Origin of the sequence: Neolewinella marina (genome assembly GCF_002631205.1) — a bacterium.
Classification (GTDB): domain Bacteria; phylum Bacteroidota; class Bacteroidia; order Chitinophagales; family Saprospiraceae; genus Neolewinella; species Neolewinella marina.
In genome coordinates this window covers 24,591-42,931 of the sequence record NZ_PDLO01000003.1, presented here as the reverse complement: position 1 = coordinate 42,931, position 18,341 = coordinate 24,591, and the positions used below count along the sequence as shown (strand labels likewise).

Below are 18,341 nucleotides of genomic sequence, written 5' to 3'. Positions count from 1 at the left end.
GCGGGTCGATCAAATCCACCCGCTATGCTGCTTCGCCTGTTCCTTGGCACCTGCGCCTTCGCCGCCCCCCTCCTGCTCCTGTCCCAGCTGCAGCTGAGGGTGAGCAGCGACGGCAGCCACCTGAGGAATATAACCGCCGACACCACCTTTTTCTACCTCGGCGATACCGCCTGGGAGCTTCTCCACCGGAGCCAGGAGGAAGAGGCCCGCGACTACCTCGAGGACCGGGCGGCCAAGGGATTCAACGTCATCCAGACCGTCGTACTGGCCGAACTCGAAGGGCTCACCTCGCCCAACGCCTACGGGGATTTGCCCCTGAAGAACTCCGACCCGACCGAATGGAACGAAGCGTACTTTACCTACGTCGATCGCGTGGCGGAGATGGCCGACAGCCTCGGACTTTTTCTGGGACTGTTGCCCACCTGGGGCGACAAATTCAATCTGCAGTGGGGCGTTGGTCCGGAGATCTTTACTCCGGAGAACGCCGAAGTCTACGGTCGCCGACTGGGGGAACGGTACGGGCGCCACAACGTCATCTGGATCCTGGGCGGCGACCGGATCCCCGCCGACGAAGAGGACAGCACCATCATCCGGGCCATGGCCCGCGGACTACGGCTGGCTATCGGGGACCGGCAGCTGATCACCTATCACCCCCAGGGCGGATACCGTTCCACCGACTTCTTCGCCGGAGAGGACTGGATTGACTTTCATATGTACCAGACGGGGCACGGCCGGCTCGACGACCGCAACAACTACGAATACCCCCATCAGATGGCGGCCACCGACCCTGGCAAACCCATCATTAACGGCGAGCCCGCCTACGAGGACCACCCCATCAACTGGCGGCCGGACAACGGCTGGTTCGATGACTTCGACAGCCGGCAAGCCGCCTGGTGGAGCGTATTGGCGGGAAACGCCGGCCACACCTTCGGCAACCATAACATCTGGCAACTCTGGCAACCGGGAAGGGCACCCATCAGTCGGGCCCATACGCCCTGGATGACGGCCATGCACTACCCCGGCGCTGCCCAGATCGGTCACCTCGGACGCCTGATGGCCTCCCTGCCTTATTACCTTCTACAGCCCGATGAGTCGTGGCTGCTGGAAGCCCCCAACAGCAGCGGGCGCGACACCCGGGTAGCGCGCAGTGAAAACGGCGACTGGGTTGTTGCCTACACCCCTTACGGCCACACCCTGCGGACGGAAGCCGAAAAATTACCGGCCGATGCTTCCTTCACCTGGTTCGACCCGCGCACGGGGCAGCGGATACCTTTCGCCCCCGACCGGGAAGGCAATCTGGTGGTTTTCGACCCACCCTATGCCCCCGCCCGGGGCAACGACTGGGTACTCCTGGTAAGCTCCGGAGATTAGGGCAGCGTACAAAGCTGCACCACCGGTTCTTCTCCGTCCGTATCGGTGTGCGCCAGCAACAACTGTCCCTCGTGGAGGGCCAGCCGCGGAAACCCGGTGCTGCGGGCCGTTGAGGTGCGGGCCACTTCCCGTGAGGCTACCTTGCCTTCGGGGCTGATCGTCCAGAGCGTGATTGCGGCCCGATCGGGATCATCAGTAGAACAGACTCCAAGCACGTAGGCGGTACCGTCGGCGCCCAGCTTCAGGTCCACCCGCCCGAGAGGATCCTTATCGTCGAGGACCAGGGGGTTGGAAAAGGATTCCGCAAGGGTATCGTAACGGGCGAACTGAATGCGGGGGGTACCGCCGGCGGCGGTGTACCAGGCGATGACCATGGATCCGGCATCATTCGCCCCCAGGGCGGGCCCGTTCACCGGACATCCGGTGACTTCCCACTCGTCGGCGTGGACCCTTTGGGGGTCCGACCAGTTGCCGCCCGCTTTTCGTACTACGAAGCCGATGTCGCGTACCTCCTGTTCCGACCGGTCGCGGTAGGCCACCAGGACACGGTTGGCGGTGGCCACGGTGGCGGTATTGCAGCAGTCACAAACCCGGCCGTCAAGCTCGGTGCGTTCAGAGACCTCACCATCCGGTGTAAGGGTAGCGGTACGCAACGTCATGGCACCTCCGCTGCCGTGGTGGGCGTGATCATTCTCATGCCCATCGCCGCCTTGCTTGGTATTGCGGCCATCGAGCCAGGTCACCTGCAGTTTGCCATCGGGGAGGTGGGCGCTGGATACAAATCCGTGTTCGGCGGGGATGCCGTCGGTGTGCAGTACCTGGCTGGCCGCCGCCCCGCCCTCGATACCGTAGCGGACATCGTAATCGTAGGTCCCCTCCCCAGCGTAGGCCAGGTAGTGGTAGAAAAGGCGGTCGCCAAAGGGCTTGACGGAGGGGTAGTCCGCCCAGTTGACGAACCACTTCTCTCCGGCGGTGACCTCCCGGTCGTCCGTCCACTTCCCATTGCTGAACTCCCGGGCGTAGAGGCGGTCGCCGTCCGTATCGTCGGAGATCACGTAGGAAAGGAGCAACCGCCCCTCCCCCGCCCCGAAGCGCGGGAGCCGGGAACCGGGGGGGAGGGTGTTGCAGTTTTCTCCAGCGTCCGTGATCACCACTTCGGATTCCGGACTGGGCGTTCCGCAGGCGGTGAACAGGAGGCAGCAGGACAGGAAGGTGATCCACGGTAGGGAACGATCCGCACGTTGGGCCATGGTAGGGGCTTGTAAGTGAAAAAAAGTGTCGGGTCGTCCCGTCGTGGTAAGTGCGTTTACAGGCCGAGGATAGACCGGTTGCCGGCCTCGTCCGTGCCGGCATCGGCGAAGTCGTCGAAGGCCCGCTCGGTAACCTGGATGATGTGGTCGGCGATGAAGGGAGCCCCTTCGGCGGCGCCCTGCTCGCTGCTCTTGATGGCGCACTCCCATTCCAGCACTGCCCAGCTGTCGTAGCCGTACTTGCTCAGTTTGGAGAAGATGCCCTTGAAGTCTACCTGTCCATCGCCCAGGCTGCGGAAGCGCCCGGCCCGGTCGGCCCACCCCTGGTAGCCGCCGTAGACGCCCTGCTTGCCGGTGGGATTGAACTCGGCGTCCTTCACGTGGAAAGCACAGATACGGTCGTGGTAGAGGTCGATGAACTGCAGGTAGTCGAGTTGCTGCAGCACGAAGTGACTCGGGTCGTAGTTGATCTGGGCCCGCTGGTGACCGTCGAGGGCGTCGACGAACATCTCGAAGCTGATGCCATCGTGGAGGTCTTCGCCGGGGTGAAGTTCGTAGCCTACATCCACGCCGACTTCATCAAAGGCATCCAGGATGGGCTTCCAGCGGGCGGCGAGTTCCTTGAATGCCATGTCGACCAGGCCGGCGGGCCGCTGGGGCCAGGGGTAGACGAAGGGCCACAGCAGGGCGCCCGAGAAGGTCGGGTGGGCCTTGAGGCCCATGTTGGCGCTCGCCTTGGCGTTGAGCATCAGCTGCCGGGTACCCCACTCCATCTTGGCCTTGCGGTTATTGGCCGCTTCCTTGGGTGCGAAGGCGTTGTACATGGTGTCGTAGGCCGGGTGGACGGCCACCATTTGCCCCTGCAGGTGGCTGGCCAGCTCGGTGATTTCCAGGCCGTGCTCGGCTACCCTTCCCTTGATTTCGTCGCAGTAGGTTTTACTCTCCGCGGCCTTTTCCAGGTCGATGAGGCGGCTCTCCCAGGTGGGGATCTGGACGCCCTTGTAGCCGAGTCCGGCCATGTACCGGCAGATGTCGTCGAGGTTGTTGAAGGGGGGCTCGTCGCCCATGAATTGAGCCAGGAAAATGGCGGGGCCTTTGATCGTAGTCATAGTAGATGTTGGATTGATGATTAAGGATGGCAAATAACCGCAAAGTGAGATGATCTTCCCTTCACGGAAACCGGTAGCATCCGGGGCTAACTTACTAAGATTTGGGAGGACGGCTAAGCCACGGGCGTGGTGTCCTGTGATAATGGGTCGATTTTAGTTCTATCTATTCCCCTTACATTCGACATTTACCCCGCCGTTCATCACCCCCCTACCCCACCTCATGACCGTCACTGATCTTTCCGCTTCCGAATACGCTCCCTTCTACGCCGGATACGTTGACCTGGTGCCGCCCGGCATCACCCTGCGCACGGCCCTCGACGACAGCGCCGCCGGACTGGCCGAATACCTGAATGAGGTGAGCGAGGGCGGCGAGGACTACAGCTACGCCCCCGGCAAGTGGACCATCAAGCAGACCCTCCAGCACATCATCGACAGCGAGCGGGTATTCGCCTACCGCGCCCTGCGGCTTGGCCGCCACGACGCCACTCCCCTGCCCGGATTCGAACAGGACGACTACGTTGCCTGGGCCGACCTTTCCCGCCGCGAGTTCCGGCGCATGATCACGGAATTTGAAATGATACGCAAGACGACCATTGCCCTCTACAACGGATTCGGCGAAGAGGACCTCAAGTTCCAGGGCACGGTGAGCGGTGGCACGGTGAGCGGTGGCCCGATGAGTTGCCGGGCCCTTGGCTTCATCATTTGCGGCCACACCTACCACCACCTCAAACTGTTTCGCGAACGCTACTGATTCCGGATTCTTCCTGCTTCTCCTGTCGAATTCATACCCCGTTACGGTGCGGCCACGTTACTATCTTGCCGCCCCCCTGATACCGTCACTTAACACCCCCTCCCCCTTGGTACGTTCCCTCTCCCTGTTTCTGTTGCTGCTGTTCACCTTTCCGGTACTGGCCGACAACCTGGATGGCCGGCTGCGGCTGCTCTTCCCCGGCAACGCCCCGGCGGAGGTAAGCGAACGGCAACTCGTGGAGAAAGGCCTGGAAAACCTGCTGCGGCAGCTGCGCTATTCCGACAAGGCCGACCGTAAATCGACCAAAAAGCAGGTTCACCTCATCCGCGAACGGTTTCACCGCCAGGTGCTGCGACAGTACGACCCGGGGGCCAATCTGGCCGACGCCTTCCGCCAGGGCACCTACAACGACGCCACGGCCGCTCTGCTGCTGGCCCTCACCCTGGAACAGTTCAACATTCCCTACGAAGGCTACGTAGACCACTGGGAAAGCTACCTGCTGGTTGACCCCACCGGAACGCGAATTCCCCTGCGCCACCCCGCCGCCCGCAAGCACGACCCCCAGAGCGCCCTGCGCTACCGCCGCGAATACCTCGCGCTCGTCCGCCAGACCGTTGGCGATGACCTCACGGGACTGTCCGACGCGGAGGCCGACAGCGTCTTCTACCGCTATTACTACCGCCCGGATCGCCGACTCACCTTTCTGCAGCTGTCGGCCTACCAGGAATTCCGCCTGGCCCAGCACGCCTACGCCAATGGGCAGTACCAAGCCGTGGAGGAGCACCTGAACGAAGCCAGCATCCGCGAAAACCGCCGGGCCTTCCAGGTACTCGCCGAGGCGGGGCAGCTGCAACTCTCGTCGCTCCGGCAACCCGACGCCGAAGGGTACATCACCGGCCTTTTCGAACTCTGGCGGGAAGATCCCACCAACGGCTACCTCCCCGCCGCCCTGCTGCGCCACTTCGACGAACGGCAACGCCAACTGCTCAACGCCGGCAAGCTGGAGGATGCCCGCCGCTTCCTCGACCAGTACGCCGAGCGGCGGCCCGCCGGGCTCGACGCCTGGAAAGCGGAACTGGAACTGTTGCAGCAACTGCGGTTGCTGAACCATTACCAGGCCAACGGTGAACTGGACGCCGCCCTCCAGCTGGCCAACGCCCTCTACGAAGGGCAGCCCGACAACGCCAACTTTCAGCACTACCTGGCCGAACTCACCCTCGTCCACCTGCGGCGCACCTACCCCGATCCCGACGAACTCGTGAACCGCGCCCGCGCCGCCGCCGAGCAGTTTCCCTTCTTCCTGGAGCACGACCGCTACGCCGACATCGTATTGCGGCAGCGCGCCTTGCGCATCCGCGACCTGTTCGCCGCGGGCGATGAGGCACAGGGGCTGAAAGAACTGAAGGAATTCCGCGACCAGCTACAGCGTGTACCCAACGGAAACGACCGCCCGTTGTGGACTCTCACCGCTTTCGTAGCCGCCAGCAATTACTACTTCGGAGAGCGGAACTACGCCCCGGCCCGTGCCTACATCGAGGAGGCGCTGGCGTACGATCCGGAAAACGATTTCCTCCTGCACCAGCAAGACCTGCTGAGCCGGTACTAGACCCGATACCTACTTGCCCTCGGGAGCAATCAGCTCCTCAATTGTTTCGTCGAAGCTCTCTTTGAAAGCCGCGTACTTGGAAGTGGCGGGGCCGTTGAAGCCGGTGTGGATTCTTACCACCCGGTTGTTCCGGTCGACGAACAGCAGGGTTGGATAGCTGATCACCTTGTTGAGCATGGGCAGTGCGCGGCTCGCCTCCCGCTTGTCGTTGCTCGCGGCCAGCAGTACCGGCCACTCTACCTCCATATTGTCGCGGTAGCGCTCCACCGCGGCCCGGCTGCGGGGATCATCGGCACCGTAACGCTCAAAGGCCAGGGCCACTACTTTGAGGTCGCCGGTCTCGTTTTCCGCCAGGTATTCCTTCAGGAAATTGGTTTCGTCGCGGCAGTTGGGGCACCAGGTGCCGAACAGCTGGACGATTTTCGGCCCTTCCAGGTCTTCCAGCCGGAGGGTATCCCCATTCACGTCGGGAAAGGCGAACGAGAGGGGCACATCCTCCCGCAGCCGCGTCAGTTCATCCGGACTGGTCAGTTCCGCCTGGTCGTCGCGCACGGCCGTCCAGTCGGTAATGTAATGGCGACCGCTGCGGAAGGTACCCGTCAGGCTGCCGTCCTCGCGGATCAGAGCTTCGAACAGGAAGGCGTGGCTGCCATCGAATACGCTCAGGTAGGCCTTGTTGGCCTGCACCGTACCCTCCAGGTAGCGGTAGTCGCCGGTTTCGGTCAGGAAGGTCCCCGTGAGGTGGTTTCCCTCCTGGCGGAACTCGGCCACGCCGGGATAAGGGTCTTCACTCGCGTCCCCCGCGAAGGTTACCGCCCACTGTCCGCTCAGGTCAGCTACGGGCTCCTTCTTCAGCGGCGTAAACCGGTGGTTCTTGCCGAAGTAGGCCTTGAACGGGATCCGGTAATTGTCGCGGTAGTGGACCACCCATACCCCCTCGATGACGTTCTCCTCGTGGTAGGCGCTGATGTGGGTGTCGTAGACCGGAAAGTCGATGCGGAGGGTGTCGCGGCCCACGGACTGGTCGCGGCCGGATTGTATATCCTTGGCCGGCACCAGGATTTCCTCTTCCCCATTGTGGATCACCAGATGGAAGGTGGTATCGTCCTCGTACACCACGTCGAAGGTGAAGGGCAGTTGCCCCTCGGTCACTTCGTCAAACTCCAGGTTCACCTTTTCGGGGATGGGCTCCCCCTTCGGGTTGGGGACGATGGGGTTGTACTCCAGCTCCAGCACGCCCCGGTAGGGGCCGGGGGGCAGCACGGCGTAGCGGTCCTGTACAAATACGCAGGAGGCCACCGTCAGGCCAATCAGGATGAGGGCGCCGAGCGCGGGTGCCGTGAATCGGGGGAATGCAAACATGCTTCGGTATTGGGGGAAACGCAAAGGTCGGTTGAAGGAGGAAATAAAGCCCAGTCCTAATACGCTTTTCTGTCCGGGTAGTTGGTCATTTCAGATCAAGTACTTACTTTTGCGTCCGCTTCCCGCGCATCCGGTCTCGTAGTACAACGGATAGTATACAGGTTTCCGAAGCCTGCGATGATGGTTCGATTCCATCCGAGACCACCCAAGGATACGGTAGCTGAGTTAAGTGGCTCCAGCCGCAGCTTGGCTACCGTATTTTTTTGGCCCCTACCCCTCGTTTACGGCAGCTCCGCGGCGAGGTATCGATCAAGGTCCACCGCCAGCCCCTCCACGAATTCCTGGATCATTTTACTCCGTTGGAGGCGCTCGTCCCACGAGTCCGGCCGGTACTGGGTAAGGGGGAGTAGCGACTCCGTCGGCCAGGAAAAGGTTTGGGTGGTCAGTCCACCGCCCGTATTCCGGTCGTAGCTCACCAGTTCGGTTTCCGCAATTTCCGGTCGCAACCAGCGGGCGGTTACCTCTCCTTCCTCCACCAATAGATCGAGGATAAAGGCTACCGTGGTCATTCCTGCCGCCCGACCGGAGGTTACCGCGATGGGCCGCCTGCCTGCATCCGTGAACAGATAGGCTCCCTCCAGCTTCACGATGAGTCGTCCGGTAGCCGGATCACTGTAGGTCAGTGCATCCGCTGCGGCATAGCCCGTAAGGGCCAGCCATTGGCGGACGGCCGACCAGGTTTCCGCCCCTGACCCCGCGGCGACACTGCTGGTGACATACTCGTACCGCCCCAAAGAATCTACCGGCATGGCCGGGTAGCCCCCCTCCTTTTCAGCCAGCTTACGAAGGCTTTCGGCCCGGTCACGGTATTGATCCAGGGACAGTGCGCCCTGGTCATATAAACTCCGGAGGTATGCATCTTCGGCCGCCAGGCTCTGGGCGTGGAGAGCAGAAATGGTCAGTACGCAGATTAGGGTATAGAGGTATCTCATAGCAGCTTTTACGCCAAACTTAGGCGAACACCTCGTTTTACCTGGCTGCCAGCCCTGAGCTTACCATTCCCTTAACCTCCGTTAAGGAGGTGGTAATTACCCGCTTCTCCTAATTACCTACCGCTTGATCACGGTTACCCGGCCGGATGCCGAATGGAGATAGTAGATGCCGCTCGTCCAGTCAGAGATGTCCAGTTCGTACCCTCCGGGCCCAAGCTGCCCTACGACGGGAATCCGCTGACCGCGGGCGTTGACGACCGCAGGTAATTGGGTAGCGGCGGCATCCACGACACTGACCCGGTGGGTAGCCGGATTGGGGAAGGCCCGCGGCGCTTCGGGAGTCTCGGGGGAAGTGAAGTGTAGAACTACAACGTCGGAGTAGGACGCGCTGCCGTCGGCATCCACCTGCCGGAGACGGTAGTAGGCGCTACCTGCGGTGGGCTGCTCGTCCAGGTATTCGTACTGCCGGGGGGAGGTGCTGTTCCCCGCGCCGGCTACGGAGCCGATCACGGTCCACTGCCCCTGGTGACCGACGGACCGTTCCACCTCAAAGCGGGCGTTGTTGCTTTCGCGGTGGGTTTCCCAGTGCAGGCGGGCCAGGCCCTGCTTTGGAAAGGCCTCGGCACGAAAGTCAGTAAAGGATACCGGGAGGGAAGCCCCTTCCACCTCCTGGATCAGGAAATTGTCGAAGACCGCAAGATTGGCCAGGCTGGCGTCGATATCCGTCCCCATGACAATGTTCCCGGCGCCCGTCCAGTAGAGGTTGCGGCCGGGTACGGGGGTGGGATCTGACCATACCTGTACTCCTTTATGGTACAGTTCCCCCAGGCCGGTGGAGGGGGTATACACGAACCGGATATTTTCAAAGTCGTCGTTCCGGGTATCGTCGTCGGTAAAGGAAGCGACTGCCCCCGAAGAAACTTCCCGGAACCCTCCCGCCCCGTTGTCGGTCCGGTACACCACCGATACGGAGGTGGCGGAACCGAGAATGAAGAATCCCCGTTGAAAGAGCGTCCCCATACTCTCGTTACGCTGAAAATCAAAGGAAATGTCAATACCGTTCACGTCGAAGATGGGGCTGTCAGCCAGCACCAGGTTCACACTGGGAGTGGTCGTGCCGGGGTTCAGGCCACTGGTGCCGCCTGCGCCATTAGCGGAGATGTAGACGTCGCTGTCGGCGCTCACGGCGTTGGGACCAAAGTCCGCCTTCAGGGGACCATCGGCGGTGTTGTTCCAGGTAAAGTGGCTGATCATTTGAGCGGGCAAGCCGGTACCTATGCTTACGCACAGGAGGAAACTCAGTAGGGTTTTCATGAGAGGTGTAAGTCTTTGGGATCAATCATTAATCCTGGTCGCAAAATAAATCAAATAGTATAAGCGACGACCACCTTAACAACGCTATTGGTCTAAATCTGATTGTACCCCGTAGTGAAGGTTCCTGTTGTGGCCCCCGGAGGGCACGCATTTCCTGGTTTTGTCAGAAAGCTTTAGGCCTTGTTGGTCTGCCCATGGCCCCCCAAACCGGTAGGGCTACCCCGTTGCCCCTTCCCTATTTTATCGCTGCCCCGGCCGGTTTACCTTTGTCGGTCCCACCACTGGCCGCGCGTATGCGGGACGGTACGGTTGGGCTCACCTTTTGCTTATGTCTGTTACCGGTCTTCTTCCCCCGCTATTATTCAGCCTTGCCTTTCTCCTGCCCGCCTGGTGGCTCTACCGCAACGGCCGCAAGGGTTGGGCCCTGGCACCCGCGTGTACCGCCCTAATCCTGGTAGTGGTGACCCTAGCCATATACCGACAGGAGGTCACCCACCGGCAGGCGCGCCACGACCTGCGCACCTTGCTGACCGAGCTGGACCGCAAGGACCTCTACAGCACCAGTGACCTGCGAGAGGTCGACGAAACGCTGTTCTTCTTCTCGGCCGCCAGCCAGGCCCTTTACCGGGGACTGGGCTACGCCCCGGAGCAGCGCGACAGCATTGGTCGTGCCCTGAAGCGGATGGCCGACTGGAGCATTCGCTACAGCAACCTGACGCAGTGGGGACCGGGGGCCGACTGGGACCGGGAGGTGTTCTTCATGGCCCACGCCGGCAGCGTGCTGGGCCATTACCAGCTGGCCACCAACGACGAAGCCTACGCCCCCTACTTTCAGCGCATCGGCCGCTACCTGGCCGGGCGCATGATCCGCGGACACTACAAACACCTCATCAGCCGGCCCGACGAAAGTCTGCTGCGGCCGGCCGATAACGCCGCGGCCATCTATACCCTTTCGCTCTACGACGAATACTACGGGGAAGGTTACGCGGTGAAGACGCGGCAGCAATGGACTGACTACATCGACAAGGAGCTGCACTACGCCGAAAGCCGGCTGCCCTGCGCGGGCTTCACCACCACCAACCGCTGCGCCCTGGAACCCAGCGCCGCCGCCACGGGTCTCTACATCTGCTACCGGGCGGCCGCCAGCCCTGAGGAAGTGACCGACGATATCCCCTACCGGGAGTGGCTGCACTACTTCAAGCGATTCAGTGGCAACCCCTTCAGTCTCTCCGTGCGGCCCAATATGCGCGACGGCGAGGTGGCCCGGCTCTGCAACGCGGGGCTGGCCCCCCTGGAATGCGGGCAATACGAGGACGCCATCGGCCTGTGGGCCGCGGCGGAATACGGCGGGGGGTACACCTATTTCCGCCTGTTCTCCGGAGCGGTTATCGAGCGGTGGTTCGGGGAGGCACCGGACTTCTCGGCCATGCGGGCCGCCCGCCGGGTGAAGGTCCTGACCGAGGTGGCCCTCCGCGCCATCGGGGAAGGGGAATTGAACCAATAGCAGCGGCAATCATTAGGTTAGGAAACGACCAGTATGCCCCAGGATTTTGACGTCATCATCATCGGCTCGGGTGCCGGTGGGGGGGCGGTAGCCTATACCCTCGCCGACACCGGAAAGAAAATTCTGATCCTCGAGCAGGGCACTTTCCTGCCCCGGGAGACCCGCAACTGGGACCCCGCCTTCATCTTCGGGCCGGATGGCTACAAGGCCGACGAACAGTGGATCGGTCCGGAGGGGGAAACCATCAACCCCATCGTCTACTATAACGTAGGCGGCAATACCAAGATGTACGGCGCCCTGCTGCACCGGCAGCGGCCCCAGGACTTCCGGGAGATTCAGCATAAAGGCGGGATCAGTCCGGCCTGGCCCATCGGCTACGACGAATACGAGCCGTACTACATGATGGCGGAACACGTCATGAAGGTCCACGGCAACCGCGGCGAGGACCCCACCGAGGGCTGGGCCAGCGGTCCTTTCCCCTTCAAGGCCTTCCCCCACGAACGCCGCATCCAGGAGGTGGCCGACCACCTGGAAGGTATGGGCCTCCACCCCCACCACTCGAACCTGGCCCTGAACCGCGACATCGACGAGCCCTGGCGGCGGCCCTGCATCGCCTGCGGCACCTGCGACCCCTTCCCCTGCATGCTGCACGCCAAGTCGGATGCCGAGACCGCCCTGGTACGCCCCGCCCTGCAGCGCTCGAACGTGACACTCTGGACGGGCAGCCGGGTAGAAAAACTCATTGAAGAAGGGGGCAAGATCACCCGCGTCGAACTGGTGCGCGACGGGCAGCCGATGAGCCTCAGCGCCGATCTGGTGGTGGTATCCTGCGGGGCCATCCAGACGGCGGCCCTGCTCCTGCGCTCCGGCGTGGCCAATTCCTCCGGCCAGGTAGGATGCAACTTTACGAAGCACAACCAGAGCGGCATCTCCGCCATGGATTACAACCATCCGAACCCCACCATCTTTCAGAAAACCCTGAGCGTCCACGACTTCTACGACGGCAGCCCGGAGCACCCCTACCCCCTGGGCACCGTCCAGCTTACCGGCAAGGCCCACTGGACGCGGATTATGGGCGACTACGCCGACCAGAACATGGTCGAGGAGCGTGCCCGCGAAATCCAGCAGTACGCCGTGGACTTCTGGTTCACCAGCGAGGACCTGCCCGACCCCCGCAACCGGGTAGAGTGGACCGACAAGGGCATCAAGTTCAACTACCGCCCCAACAATCGGGAGAGCCACTTTGAATTGCTGGACCACTTCCAGGAAAATTACCTCCGCCCCATGGGCTTTACCGACTTCATGCGGTCGACCAAGGGGCTGGCCTTCACCTGGCACCAGGCCGGAACCGCCCAGTTCGGCACCGACCCGCGCAAGAGCGTACTGGACGTCAACTGCAAGGCCTGGGACGTGGACAACCTCTACGTGGTCGACGCCAGCTTCCAGCCCAGCCAGGGTGCTACCAACCCCACCCTCACCATTATTGCAAATGCCATCCGGGTGGGCGAACACCTGCGCAAGGATTGGTTTAACGAGGGGGGCGTAACGCTGGACAACTATCCCCTATCGGACGGGTACATGGCCGACATTGCCCAGGCCAACGTGCTGGTATCCGCCGACCTGACTTACCAAGACGACAGCCGGGGGGCGTAATTCTTCCCCCCCGATCTGCGTTATAGCCGGGCAAGCCTATCTTGCCCTCCAATCGACGTAGCCACTATGAAGTTGACACGATTTTCCCTCCTCATCGCCTTCCTGGGCGGCTTTTCGGCCGCGGTGGCGGCCCAGGCCACTACCGTATATACCGAGGCCTGGCGCACCTTCAAGCAGGCCGAGGACCACCGGCAGAAAAACCTGCTGGACAAGGCCCAGCGGGAGTACGCCGAGGTAGCCACCATGCTGCTGCCCGTACACCAGCCCGAAGCCGAGTTGCTCCGCATCCAGGCCGAGCTCAACGTGGCCAAGCTGGCCGTCCGCCTGGGCAAAAGCGACGGCGAAAAGCTCATCCTCGACTTCGTTCGCCGCTATCAGCCCGACCCCATCGCCAACGCCGCCCTGCTCGAGATTGCCAACTTCTACTTCGAGGAGAATCAGCTGAAGAAGGCCGTGGAGTACTACAAGATGGTCCCCAAGGACATGATGACCAGCGAGGAGCAGGCCGAGGTGAATTTCCGCCTGGGCTACGCCAGCTTCGTGCAGAAGGACTTTGAAGCCGCCAAGCGCTACTTCCAGTTCAGCCGCAACGTCCAGGGCAAGTACTACTACCCCACGAACTACTACCTGGGCATCATCCAGTTCTTTGAAGGCAACTACGAGGTGGCCGTCAGCCAGTTCCGCATCGCCGAGAAGTCGCCCGAGTACGCCCCCTACATTCCCTACTACCTGGCCCAGATCTACTTCGCCCAGCGGCGTTACGACGAGCTGATCGCCCTGGTTGCCCCCCTGCTGGAAGGCGGCGGCACCGGACTGCGCAACCGCCAGGAAATGGAGCAACTCCTCGGGCAGGCCTACTTCGAGCGCGGGGAGTACGCCCTGGCCCGCCCCCTGCTCGAAAGCTACGCCAAGGGCAACCGCCGGCTGCGGGAGGAAGAACTATTCCAACTTGGCTTCGCCCAGTACCAGACCCAGGACTACGCCCAGGCCAGCAAGACCTTCCGTGAAATCTCGGGACAGAACACCGCGGTAGGTCAGAGCGCCAACTTCTACCTCGGCGACATCGCCCTGCGGCAGGGCGACGGCGTCGGTGCCCGCACGGCCTTCGCCGCGGCCGGCCGGCAGACCTTCGATCCCGAACTGCAGCAGGAGGCCCTCTACAACTACGCCAAACTGAGCTACGAGCTGGGCTTCGCCGCCGACGCCATTACGGCCATTGAGCAGATCCCGGCGGACTCCCCTTTCTACACCCAGGGACAGACCCTGCTCAGCGACGTGTTCACCACCACCCAGGACTACCAGCGCGTACTCAACCTCCTGGATGCGATGCCGAACCGCTCTCCCCAGCTGGACGAAGCCTACCAGCGCGCCGCCCTCTACCGTGGCCTGGAACTGCTCGGCCAGGGTGAGTTGGTACAGTCCAAGGCCCTCCTCGAAAAAAGCCTGCAGCGCCCCGTCAACGCCAGTTACCGCGCCCAGGCCCTGTACTGGCTCGCCGACCTGGCCAACCGCCAGGGCGACTACGCCACCAGCATCAACCTGACCAACCAGTTCCTCACCCTGGCCAAATCGGTACAGAACCTGCCCCCCCAGTCTTCCCTTTACACCGGGAATTACCTCCAGGGCTACAACTACCTGAAGCAGGACAACTACGCCACCGCCCTCAATTACTTTACCGCTACCGTAGAAGGCATCGAGCGCAACCTCCCTTACATCACCGACAGCGACGTGCGCGAGCGCGTACTGGGCGACGCGATGCTGCGGGCCGGAGACGCCTACTTCTCGCGCAACCAGTACGACCTGGCCGCCCGCTTCTACGATAACGCCATCCAGCGCAAGACCGTCGGATTCGTATACGCCCTCTACCAGAAAGCCCTGATCGAAGGACTGCGCGGCCGCAACGCCGAGAAGGTCCTGGCCCTGGAACAGCTCGTCCAGAACTACCCCAACAGCCAGTTCGCCGACGATGCCCTCTACCAGCTGGCCCTGACCTACCAGGAGCTCAACCGCCCCCAACAAGCACTGGAGCCCCTGCGGACCATCATCAAGCAGTACAAGGTGAATTCCCCCCTGGTCAACCAGAGCCTGCTGCAGCTCGGTCTCATCAGCTACAACCTCGGCAACAGCGAGGCCGCCGTGAACTACTACAAGCAGGTCTTCACCTCCAACCCCACCCCCGGGGAAGCGGTACGGGCACGGGAAGCTCTCCGGGAAATCTACGTGGATGATATGGGACGGGCCGACCTCTTTTTCCAGTTCTTCGAGACCCTCCCCGGACAGGAAATCACCACCGACGCCCGCGACAGCATCAGCTTCCGCGCCGCCGTGAGCCAGTACGAAAACGGCAATTACGAACGCGCCGTAGCCGCCCTGACCGACTACCTGCGGCAGTACCCCCAGAGCCCCAATACGCTGCCCGGCGTCTTCTACCGGGGCGACAGCTACGTGGCCCTGCGCCGCTACAACGACGCCCTGCCCGACTACGAGGCGGTCATCAACGCCGGCCCCAGCCGATTCTACCTGCCGGCCCTGAAAAAGGCCAGCCTGATCGCCTACAACTCCGTCCAGGACTTCCAGCGATCCTACCGGCTCTACACCCTGCTGGAGGCCGCGGCCGACAACGAAACCGTCCGCTTTGACGCCCAAGTCGGCGCCCTGCAGTCGGCCTACCGCCTCAACGACGCCCGCGCCACCGAGGAGTACGCCGCCAAGGTGGCCAACAACGCCAATGCTACGGCCGCCCAGCGCACCATCGCCAACTTCTACCTAGGCAAGATCGCCTACGACCGCAAGGACTTCGTACGGGCCCTGCCCTACTTCGACCAGGTGATCGCCAACAGCGATGACGAGCGAACGGCCGAGGCCCGCTACCTCCGCGCCAACGCCACCTACCAGCAGCGCAACCTCGACCGCGCCCAGCAACTGGCCCTGGAGGCCAACCGGGAAAGCTCGGGCTACCCCTACTGGGTAGCCAAGACGGTCATTTTGCTGTCCGATGTCCTCCGCGACAAAAAGGACCTCTACAACGCCCGCGCTGCCCTGGAGGCCCTGCTGGAGAACTACAACGAAGACGCCACCATCGTGGCCGAAGCCCGCCAGAAACTGGCCCGCGTCGAAGCGGAGATCCAGGCGGGAAGCCGACTCAACAACCAACCCGCCAACTCCAGCCGCCTTGAGCTGGACAACGGAGGCAACTAATATCACCGCCCATGCTACGTCACACCCTCCTCGGCTGCTGCCTGCTCGCTGGCCTGAGCCTGTTTTCCCAGACCGACCTCGAAGACAACAGCGTGACGGTCGTCACCAGTTTCGAGGCCCGGCTCACCGACGCCGAACGCGTGAAGGTGAATCCCGCCCCGCCCCCCACCGACACCAGCAGCCGCCGGCAGTCGTATAGCATCCTGCCGCGCCCCCTGTCGATCGACTACCCGGCCCCGACCATCCGCCCCCGCGCCCTGGCCCGGGAGGAAGCCCCGGAGATCAACCGCGGCTGGGTGCAGCTCGGCCTTGGCGTACCCAACGCCTTCTACGCCGACGCCAGCTATGACCTGGCCGGTCAGGAGAACCTCGACCTCGGGTTCTTCGGCACCCACTACAGCTTCAACAACGACAAGAAAGTAGAGAACCAGAAGGCCAGCGATACCCGCGTGGGGGCCGAAGGCAGCTACCTCTTTGACCAGGGCTTCGCCGTCGGCGGTGGCCTGAGCTACGACACCCGCAGCCGCTACTACTACGGCTACAACTTCTCGGAGATGGAAGGCGATTCCGCCCTCACCTTTTCCGACAATGAAGTACGCCAGCGGTTCAACACCTTCAGCCTCCACAGCGAGATTTTCAACGGTACCCGCACCGAAGGCAACATCGACTACCGCGCCGGCATCGCCCTGTACCTGATGGACGCCAACCCTTCGGTAAGGGAATCTGGTCTCGACATCGACGTATCCGGTACCAAGTGGATTAACGATACCAACCCGCTGGACCTGGCCTTCAAGGCCAGTTTCACGGCCTTCAAGGATACGGCCAGCCAGAACCTCAACGTGGTGAGCCTCAGCCCCAGCTACACCGTCCTCATCGCCGACCGCATCAAGCTGAAGGCCGGCGTGCGGCTGACCGGGCAGGAGGATGACTTCGACGTTTTCCCCAACTTCACCGCCTCGGCCGTCATCGTCGACGGACTGTTCAACGCCTTCGCCGGCGTAGAAGGCGACGTGCACAAGAATACCCTGCGGAGCCTGGCCGACTATAACCCCTGGATCAATACCCGTTTCCGGCTGCGGAACTCGGAGGCCACCCGTTTCTACGGCGGTCTGGAAGGCACCTACCGCTCCATCGCCTACCGCGCGGAAGCCGGTTACAAGTACCTGGACAACCTGGCCATGTACGTCACCAACCGCGACCGCAACGGCATCCCCCGCTTCGACGTCATCTACGACGACGGCAGCCAGATCTACCTCCAGGGTACCGCTACCCTGCCCCTGGTGGAGGGCCTCGACCTGAATGCCACCTTCACCCAGCGGTTCTACAGCATGGAGGATGAAGAGAAACCCTGGCACCTGCCCAGCCTGAGCTTCAACGCATCCGGAATCTATACCCTGAGCAACCTGCCCCTGCAGTTGCGGGCCGACTTCTTCGTGGAAAACGGACTGCCCTACCGCACCATGGAGGGCGGAGTCGATCACCTCAATGCCTTGCTTGACCTCAGCCTGAACGCCGAGTACACCATCACCGACACCTTCGGTGCCTGGGTGCGGGTGAACAACCTGTTGAACAACAAGCGGGAACGCTTCTACCAGTACCCCACGATCGGAACCAACTTCATGGTCGGCGCCTCGGCGCGCTTCTGATTACTCCCCGTAGGTTTCCCGGGCAAAACCGAAGCGCATCAGGTCGACCAGCGTTCCGCCGGGCAGGCGGTATTCGTTGCGCAGCTCCCCTTCACGGCTGAACCCGACCCGTCGGGCCAGGCGCTGACTGGCGTAGTTATCGATGAGCGTCTTTATGACCAGCTTGTCCAATTCAAGTTGCAGGAAGGCAAAGCGGACCACCTGGGCCAGCACCTCCGTCATGATCCCCTGGCGGATCAGTTCCCGGTCGATGAAGTAGCCCAGTTCCCCCATCGGCACGCCCCAGTCGAGGTTGAACACCTGTACGAAGCCCACGAGTTCCGTGGTTTCGTGGTGCCAAACGCCCATGGCGTAGCGTTTCTGCAGCAGCCATTCGGCGATGCACTCCCGCACGAAGATCTCGCTGCCTTTCTTCGAGCGGCCGGCCTCCGCCATGAGGTAGGGAAAGTGGTCGAGAAGGTAATCGCGGTTGTTGTCCAGCAGCCGGTACAGCGCCTTTCCGTCGTTCTCCCGGAAGCGACGTACCACGCAGCGCTGGGTGATCAGGGCGGTGTCGATGTTAAACAGCTGGTGGCGCATGGGCAA

General features: G+C 62.3%; 13 protein-coding genes and 1 tRNA gene. 8 read left to right on the top strand and 6 right to left on the bottom strand.

The genetic code is table 11. The features are described from left to right. Positions 1-24: 24 nt before the first annotated feature. Positions 25-1,371, top strand: coding sequence for an apiosidase-like domain-containing protein (locus CGL56_RS08555; RefSeq protein WP_099106128.1), 1,347 nt, complete (start codon positions 25-27; stop codon positions 1,369-1,371). Here the strand turns inward: CGL56_RS08555 and CGL56_RS08550 are convergent. Together CGL56_RS08550 and CGL56_RS08545 are read right to left on the bottom strand one after the other, a co-directional pair. Beyond that, positions 1,368-2,621, bottom strand: coding sequence for a hypothetical protein (locus CGL56_RS08550; RefSeq protein ID WP_099106127.1), 1,254 nt, complete (start codon positions 2,619-2,621; stop codon positions 1,368-1,370). The two genes, CGL56_RS08555 and CGL56_RS08550, sit on opposite strands and share 4 nt — an antisense overlap. A 56-nt stretch (positions 2,622-2,677) precedes the next feature. Further along, entirely contained in the window at positions 2,678-3,730 is a 1,053-nt protein-coding gene (locus CGL56_RS08545; RefSeq protein ID WP_099106126.1) for a sugar phosphate isomerase/epimerase family protein, read from the bottom strand. Between the two features lie 220 nt (positions 3,731-3,950). On the opposite strand from CGL56_RS08545, the gene CGL56_RS08540 reads away from it, so the two are divergent. Together CGL56_RS08540 and CGL56_RS08535 are read left to right on the top strand one after the other, a co-directional pair. Then, complete coding sequence (locus CGL56_RS08540) at positions 3,951-4,481, top strand: DinB family protein (RefSeq protein ID WP_099106125.1); 531 nt, start codon at positions 3,951-3,953, stop codon at positions 4,479-4,481. A 106-nt stretch (positions 4,482-4,587) separates the two neighbouring features. Continuing rightward, on the top strand, positions 4,588-6,087 hold the full coding sequence (locus CGL56_RS08535; RefSeq protein WP_099106124.1) for a tetratricopeptide repeat protein: 1,500 nt from the start codon (positions 4,588-4,590) through the stop codon (positions 6,085-6,087). A 9-nt stretch (positions 6,088-6,096) separates the two neighbouring features. Here the strand turns inward: CGL56_RS08535 and CGL56_RS08530 are convergent, their stop codons facing one another. Then, positions 6,097-7,449: a TlpA disulfide reductase family protein gene (locus CGL56_RS08530; protein WP_099106123.1), complete on the bottom strand. Its 1,353-nt coding sequence runs from the start codon at positions 7,447-7,449 to the stop codon at positions 6,097-6,099. Positions 7,450-7,581: 132 nt separating this feature from the next. On the opposite strand from CGL56_RS08530, the gene CGL56_RS08525 reads away from it, so the two are divergent. Next, positions 7,582-7,653: transfer RNA gene (locus CGL56_RS08525), tRNA-Arg, on the top strand. A gap of 77 nt (positions 7,654-7,730) precedes the next feature. Here CGL56_RS08525 and CGL56_RS08520 read toward each other — a convergent pair. Both CGL56_RS08520 and CGL56_RS08515 read right to left on the bottom strand, forming a co-directional pair. Next, positions 7,731-8,441 (bottom strand): hypothetical protein, encoded by a 711-nt coding sequence (locus CGL56_RS08520; RefSeq protein ID WP_099106122.1) that lies wholly within the window; start codon positions 8,439-8,441, stop codon positions 7,731-7,733. 117 nt (positions 8,442-8,558) lie between these two features. After that, on the bottom strand, positions 8,559-9,755 hold the full coding sequence (locus CGL56_RS08515) for a T9SS type A sorting domain-containing protein (RefSeq protein WP_099106121.1): 1,197 nt from the start codon (positions 9,753-9,755) through the stop codon (positions 8,559-8,561). Between the two features lie 328 nt (positions 9,756-10,083). Here CGL56_RS08515 and CGL56_RS08510 point away from each other — a divergent pair, with 328 nt between their 5' ends. The 4 genes from CGL56_RS08510 to CGL56_RS08495 all read left to right on the top strand — a co-directional run bounded on the left by CGL56_RS08510 (position 10,084) and on the right by CGL56_RS08495 (position 17,756). Next, a complete protein-coding gene (locus CGL56_RS08510; RefSeq protein WP_099106120.1) occupies positions 10,084-11,259 on the top strand; it encodes a hypothetical protein in 1,176 nt (391 codons plus the stop codon). Between the two features lie 33 nt (positions 11,260-11,292). Further along, the gene (locus tag CGL56_RS08505; RefSeq protein WP_099106119.1) at positions 11,293-12,912 is read left to right on the top strand and encodes a GMC family oxidoreductase; all 1,620 of its coding nucleotides are present in this window, start codon (positions 11,293-11,295) and stop codon (positions 12,910-12,912) included. A gap of 66 nt (positions 12,913-12,978) precedes the next feature. Next, on the top strand, positions 12,979-16,110 hold the full coding sequence (locus tag CGL56_RS08500; protein WP_099106118.1) for a tetratricopeptide repeat protein: 3,132 nt from the start codon (positions 12,979-12,981) through the stop codon (positions 16,108-16,110). A gap of 11 nt (positions 16,111-16,121) precedes the next feature. Beyond that, a complete protein-coding gene (locus CGL56_RS08495; RefSeq protein WP_099106117.1) occupies positions 16,122-17,756 on the top strand; it encodes a TonB-dependent receptor in 1,635 nt (544 codons plus the stop codon). Here CGL56_RS08495 and CGL56_RS08490 read toward each other — a convergent pair whose 3' ends face one another. Continuing rightward, positions 17,757-18,335 carry a GNAT family N-acetyltransferase gene (locus CGL56_RS08490; protein WP_099106116.1) on the bottom strand — a complete coding sequence of 193 codons (579 nt, stop codon included), beginning with the start codon at positions 18,333-18,335 and terminating at the stop codon, positions 17,757-17,759. Positions 18,336-18,341 lie beyond the last annotated feature (6 nt).

Excerpts from the sequence above, each read along its gene's own strand:
- CGL56_RS08540 (WP_099106125.1), top strand. The coding sequence starts at position 3,951 with ATGACCGTCACTGATCTTTCCGCTTCCGAATACGCTCCCTTCTACGCC.
- CGL56_RS08505 (WP_099106119.1), top strand. The coding sequence starts at position 11,293 with ATGCCCCAGGATTTTGACGTCATCATCATCGGCTCGGGTGCCGGTGGG.
- CGL56_RS08515 (WP_099106121.1), bottom strand. The coding sequence starts at position 9,755 with ATGAAAACCCTACTGAGTTTCCTCCTGTGCGTAAGCATAGGTACCGGC.
- CGL56_RS08495 (WP_099106117.1), top strand. The coding sequence starts at position 16,122 with ATGCTACGTCACACCCTCCTCGGCTGCTGCCTGCTCGCTGGCCTGAGC.
- CGL56_RS08490 (WP_099106116.1), bottom strand. The coding sequence starts at position 18,335 with ATGCGCCACCAGCTGTTTAACATCGACACCGCCCTGATCACCCAGCGC.
- CGL56_RS08500 (WP_099106118.1), top strand. The coding sequence starts at position 12,979 with ATGAAGTTGACACGATTTTCCCTCCTCATCGCCTTCCTGGGCGGCTTT.
- CGL56_RS08550 (WP_099106127.1), bottom strand. The coding sequence starts at position 2,621 with ATGGCCCAACGTGCGGATCGTTCCCTACCGTGGATCACCTTCCTGTCC.
- CGL56_RS08555 (WP_099106128.1), top strand. The coding sequence starts at position 25 with ATGCTGCTTCGCCTGTTCCTTGGCACCTGCGCCTTCGCCGCCCCCCTC.
- CGL56_RS08520 (WP_099106122.1), bottom strand. The coding sequence starts at position 8,441 with ATGAGATACCTCTATACCCTAATCTGCGTACTGACCATTTCTGCTCTC.
- CGL56_RS08510 (WP_099106120.1), top strand. The coding sequence starts at position 10,084 with ATGTCTGTTACCGGTCTTCTTCCCCCGCTATTATTCAGCCTTGCCTTT.
- CGL56_RS08530 (WP_099106123.1), bottom strand. The coding sequence starts at position 7,449 with ATGTTTGCATTCCCCCGATTCACGGCACCCGCGCTCGGCGCCCTCATC.
- CGL56_RS08545 (WP_099106126.1), bottom strand. The coding sequence starts at position 3,730 with ATGACTACGATCAAAGGCCCCGCCATTTTCCTGGCTCAATTCATGGGC.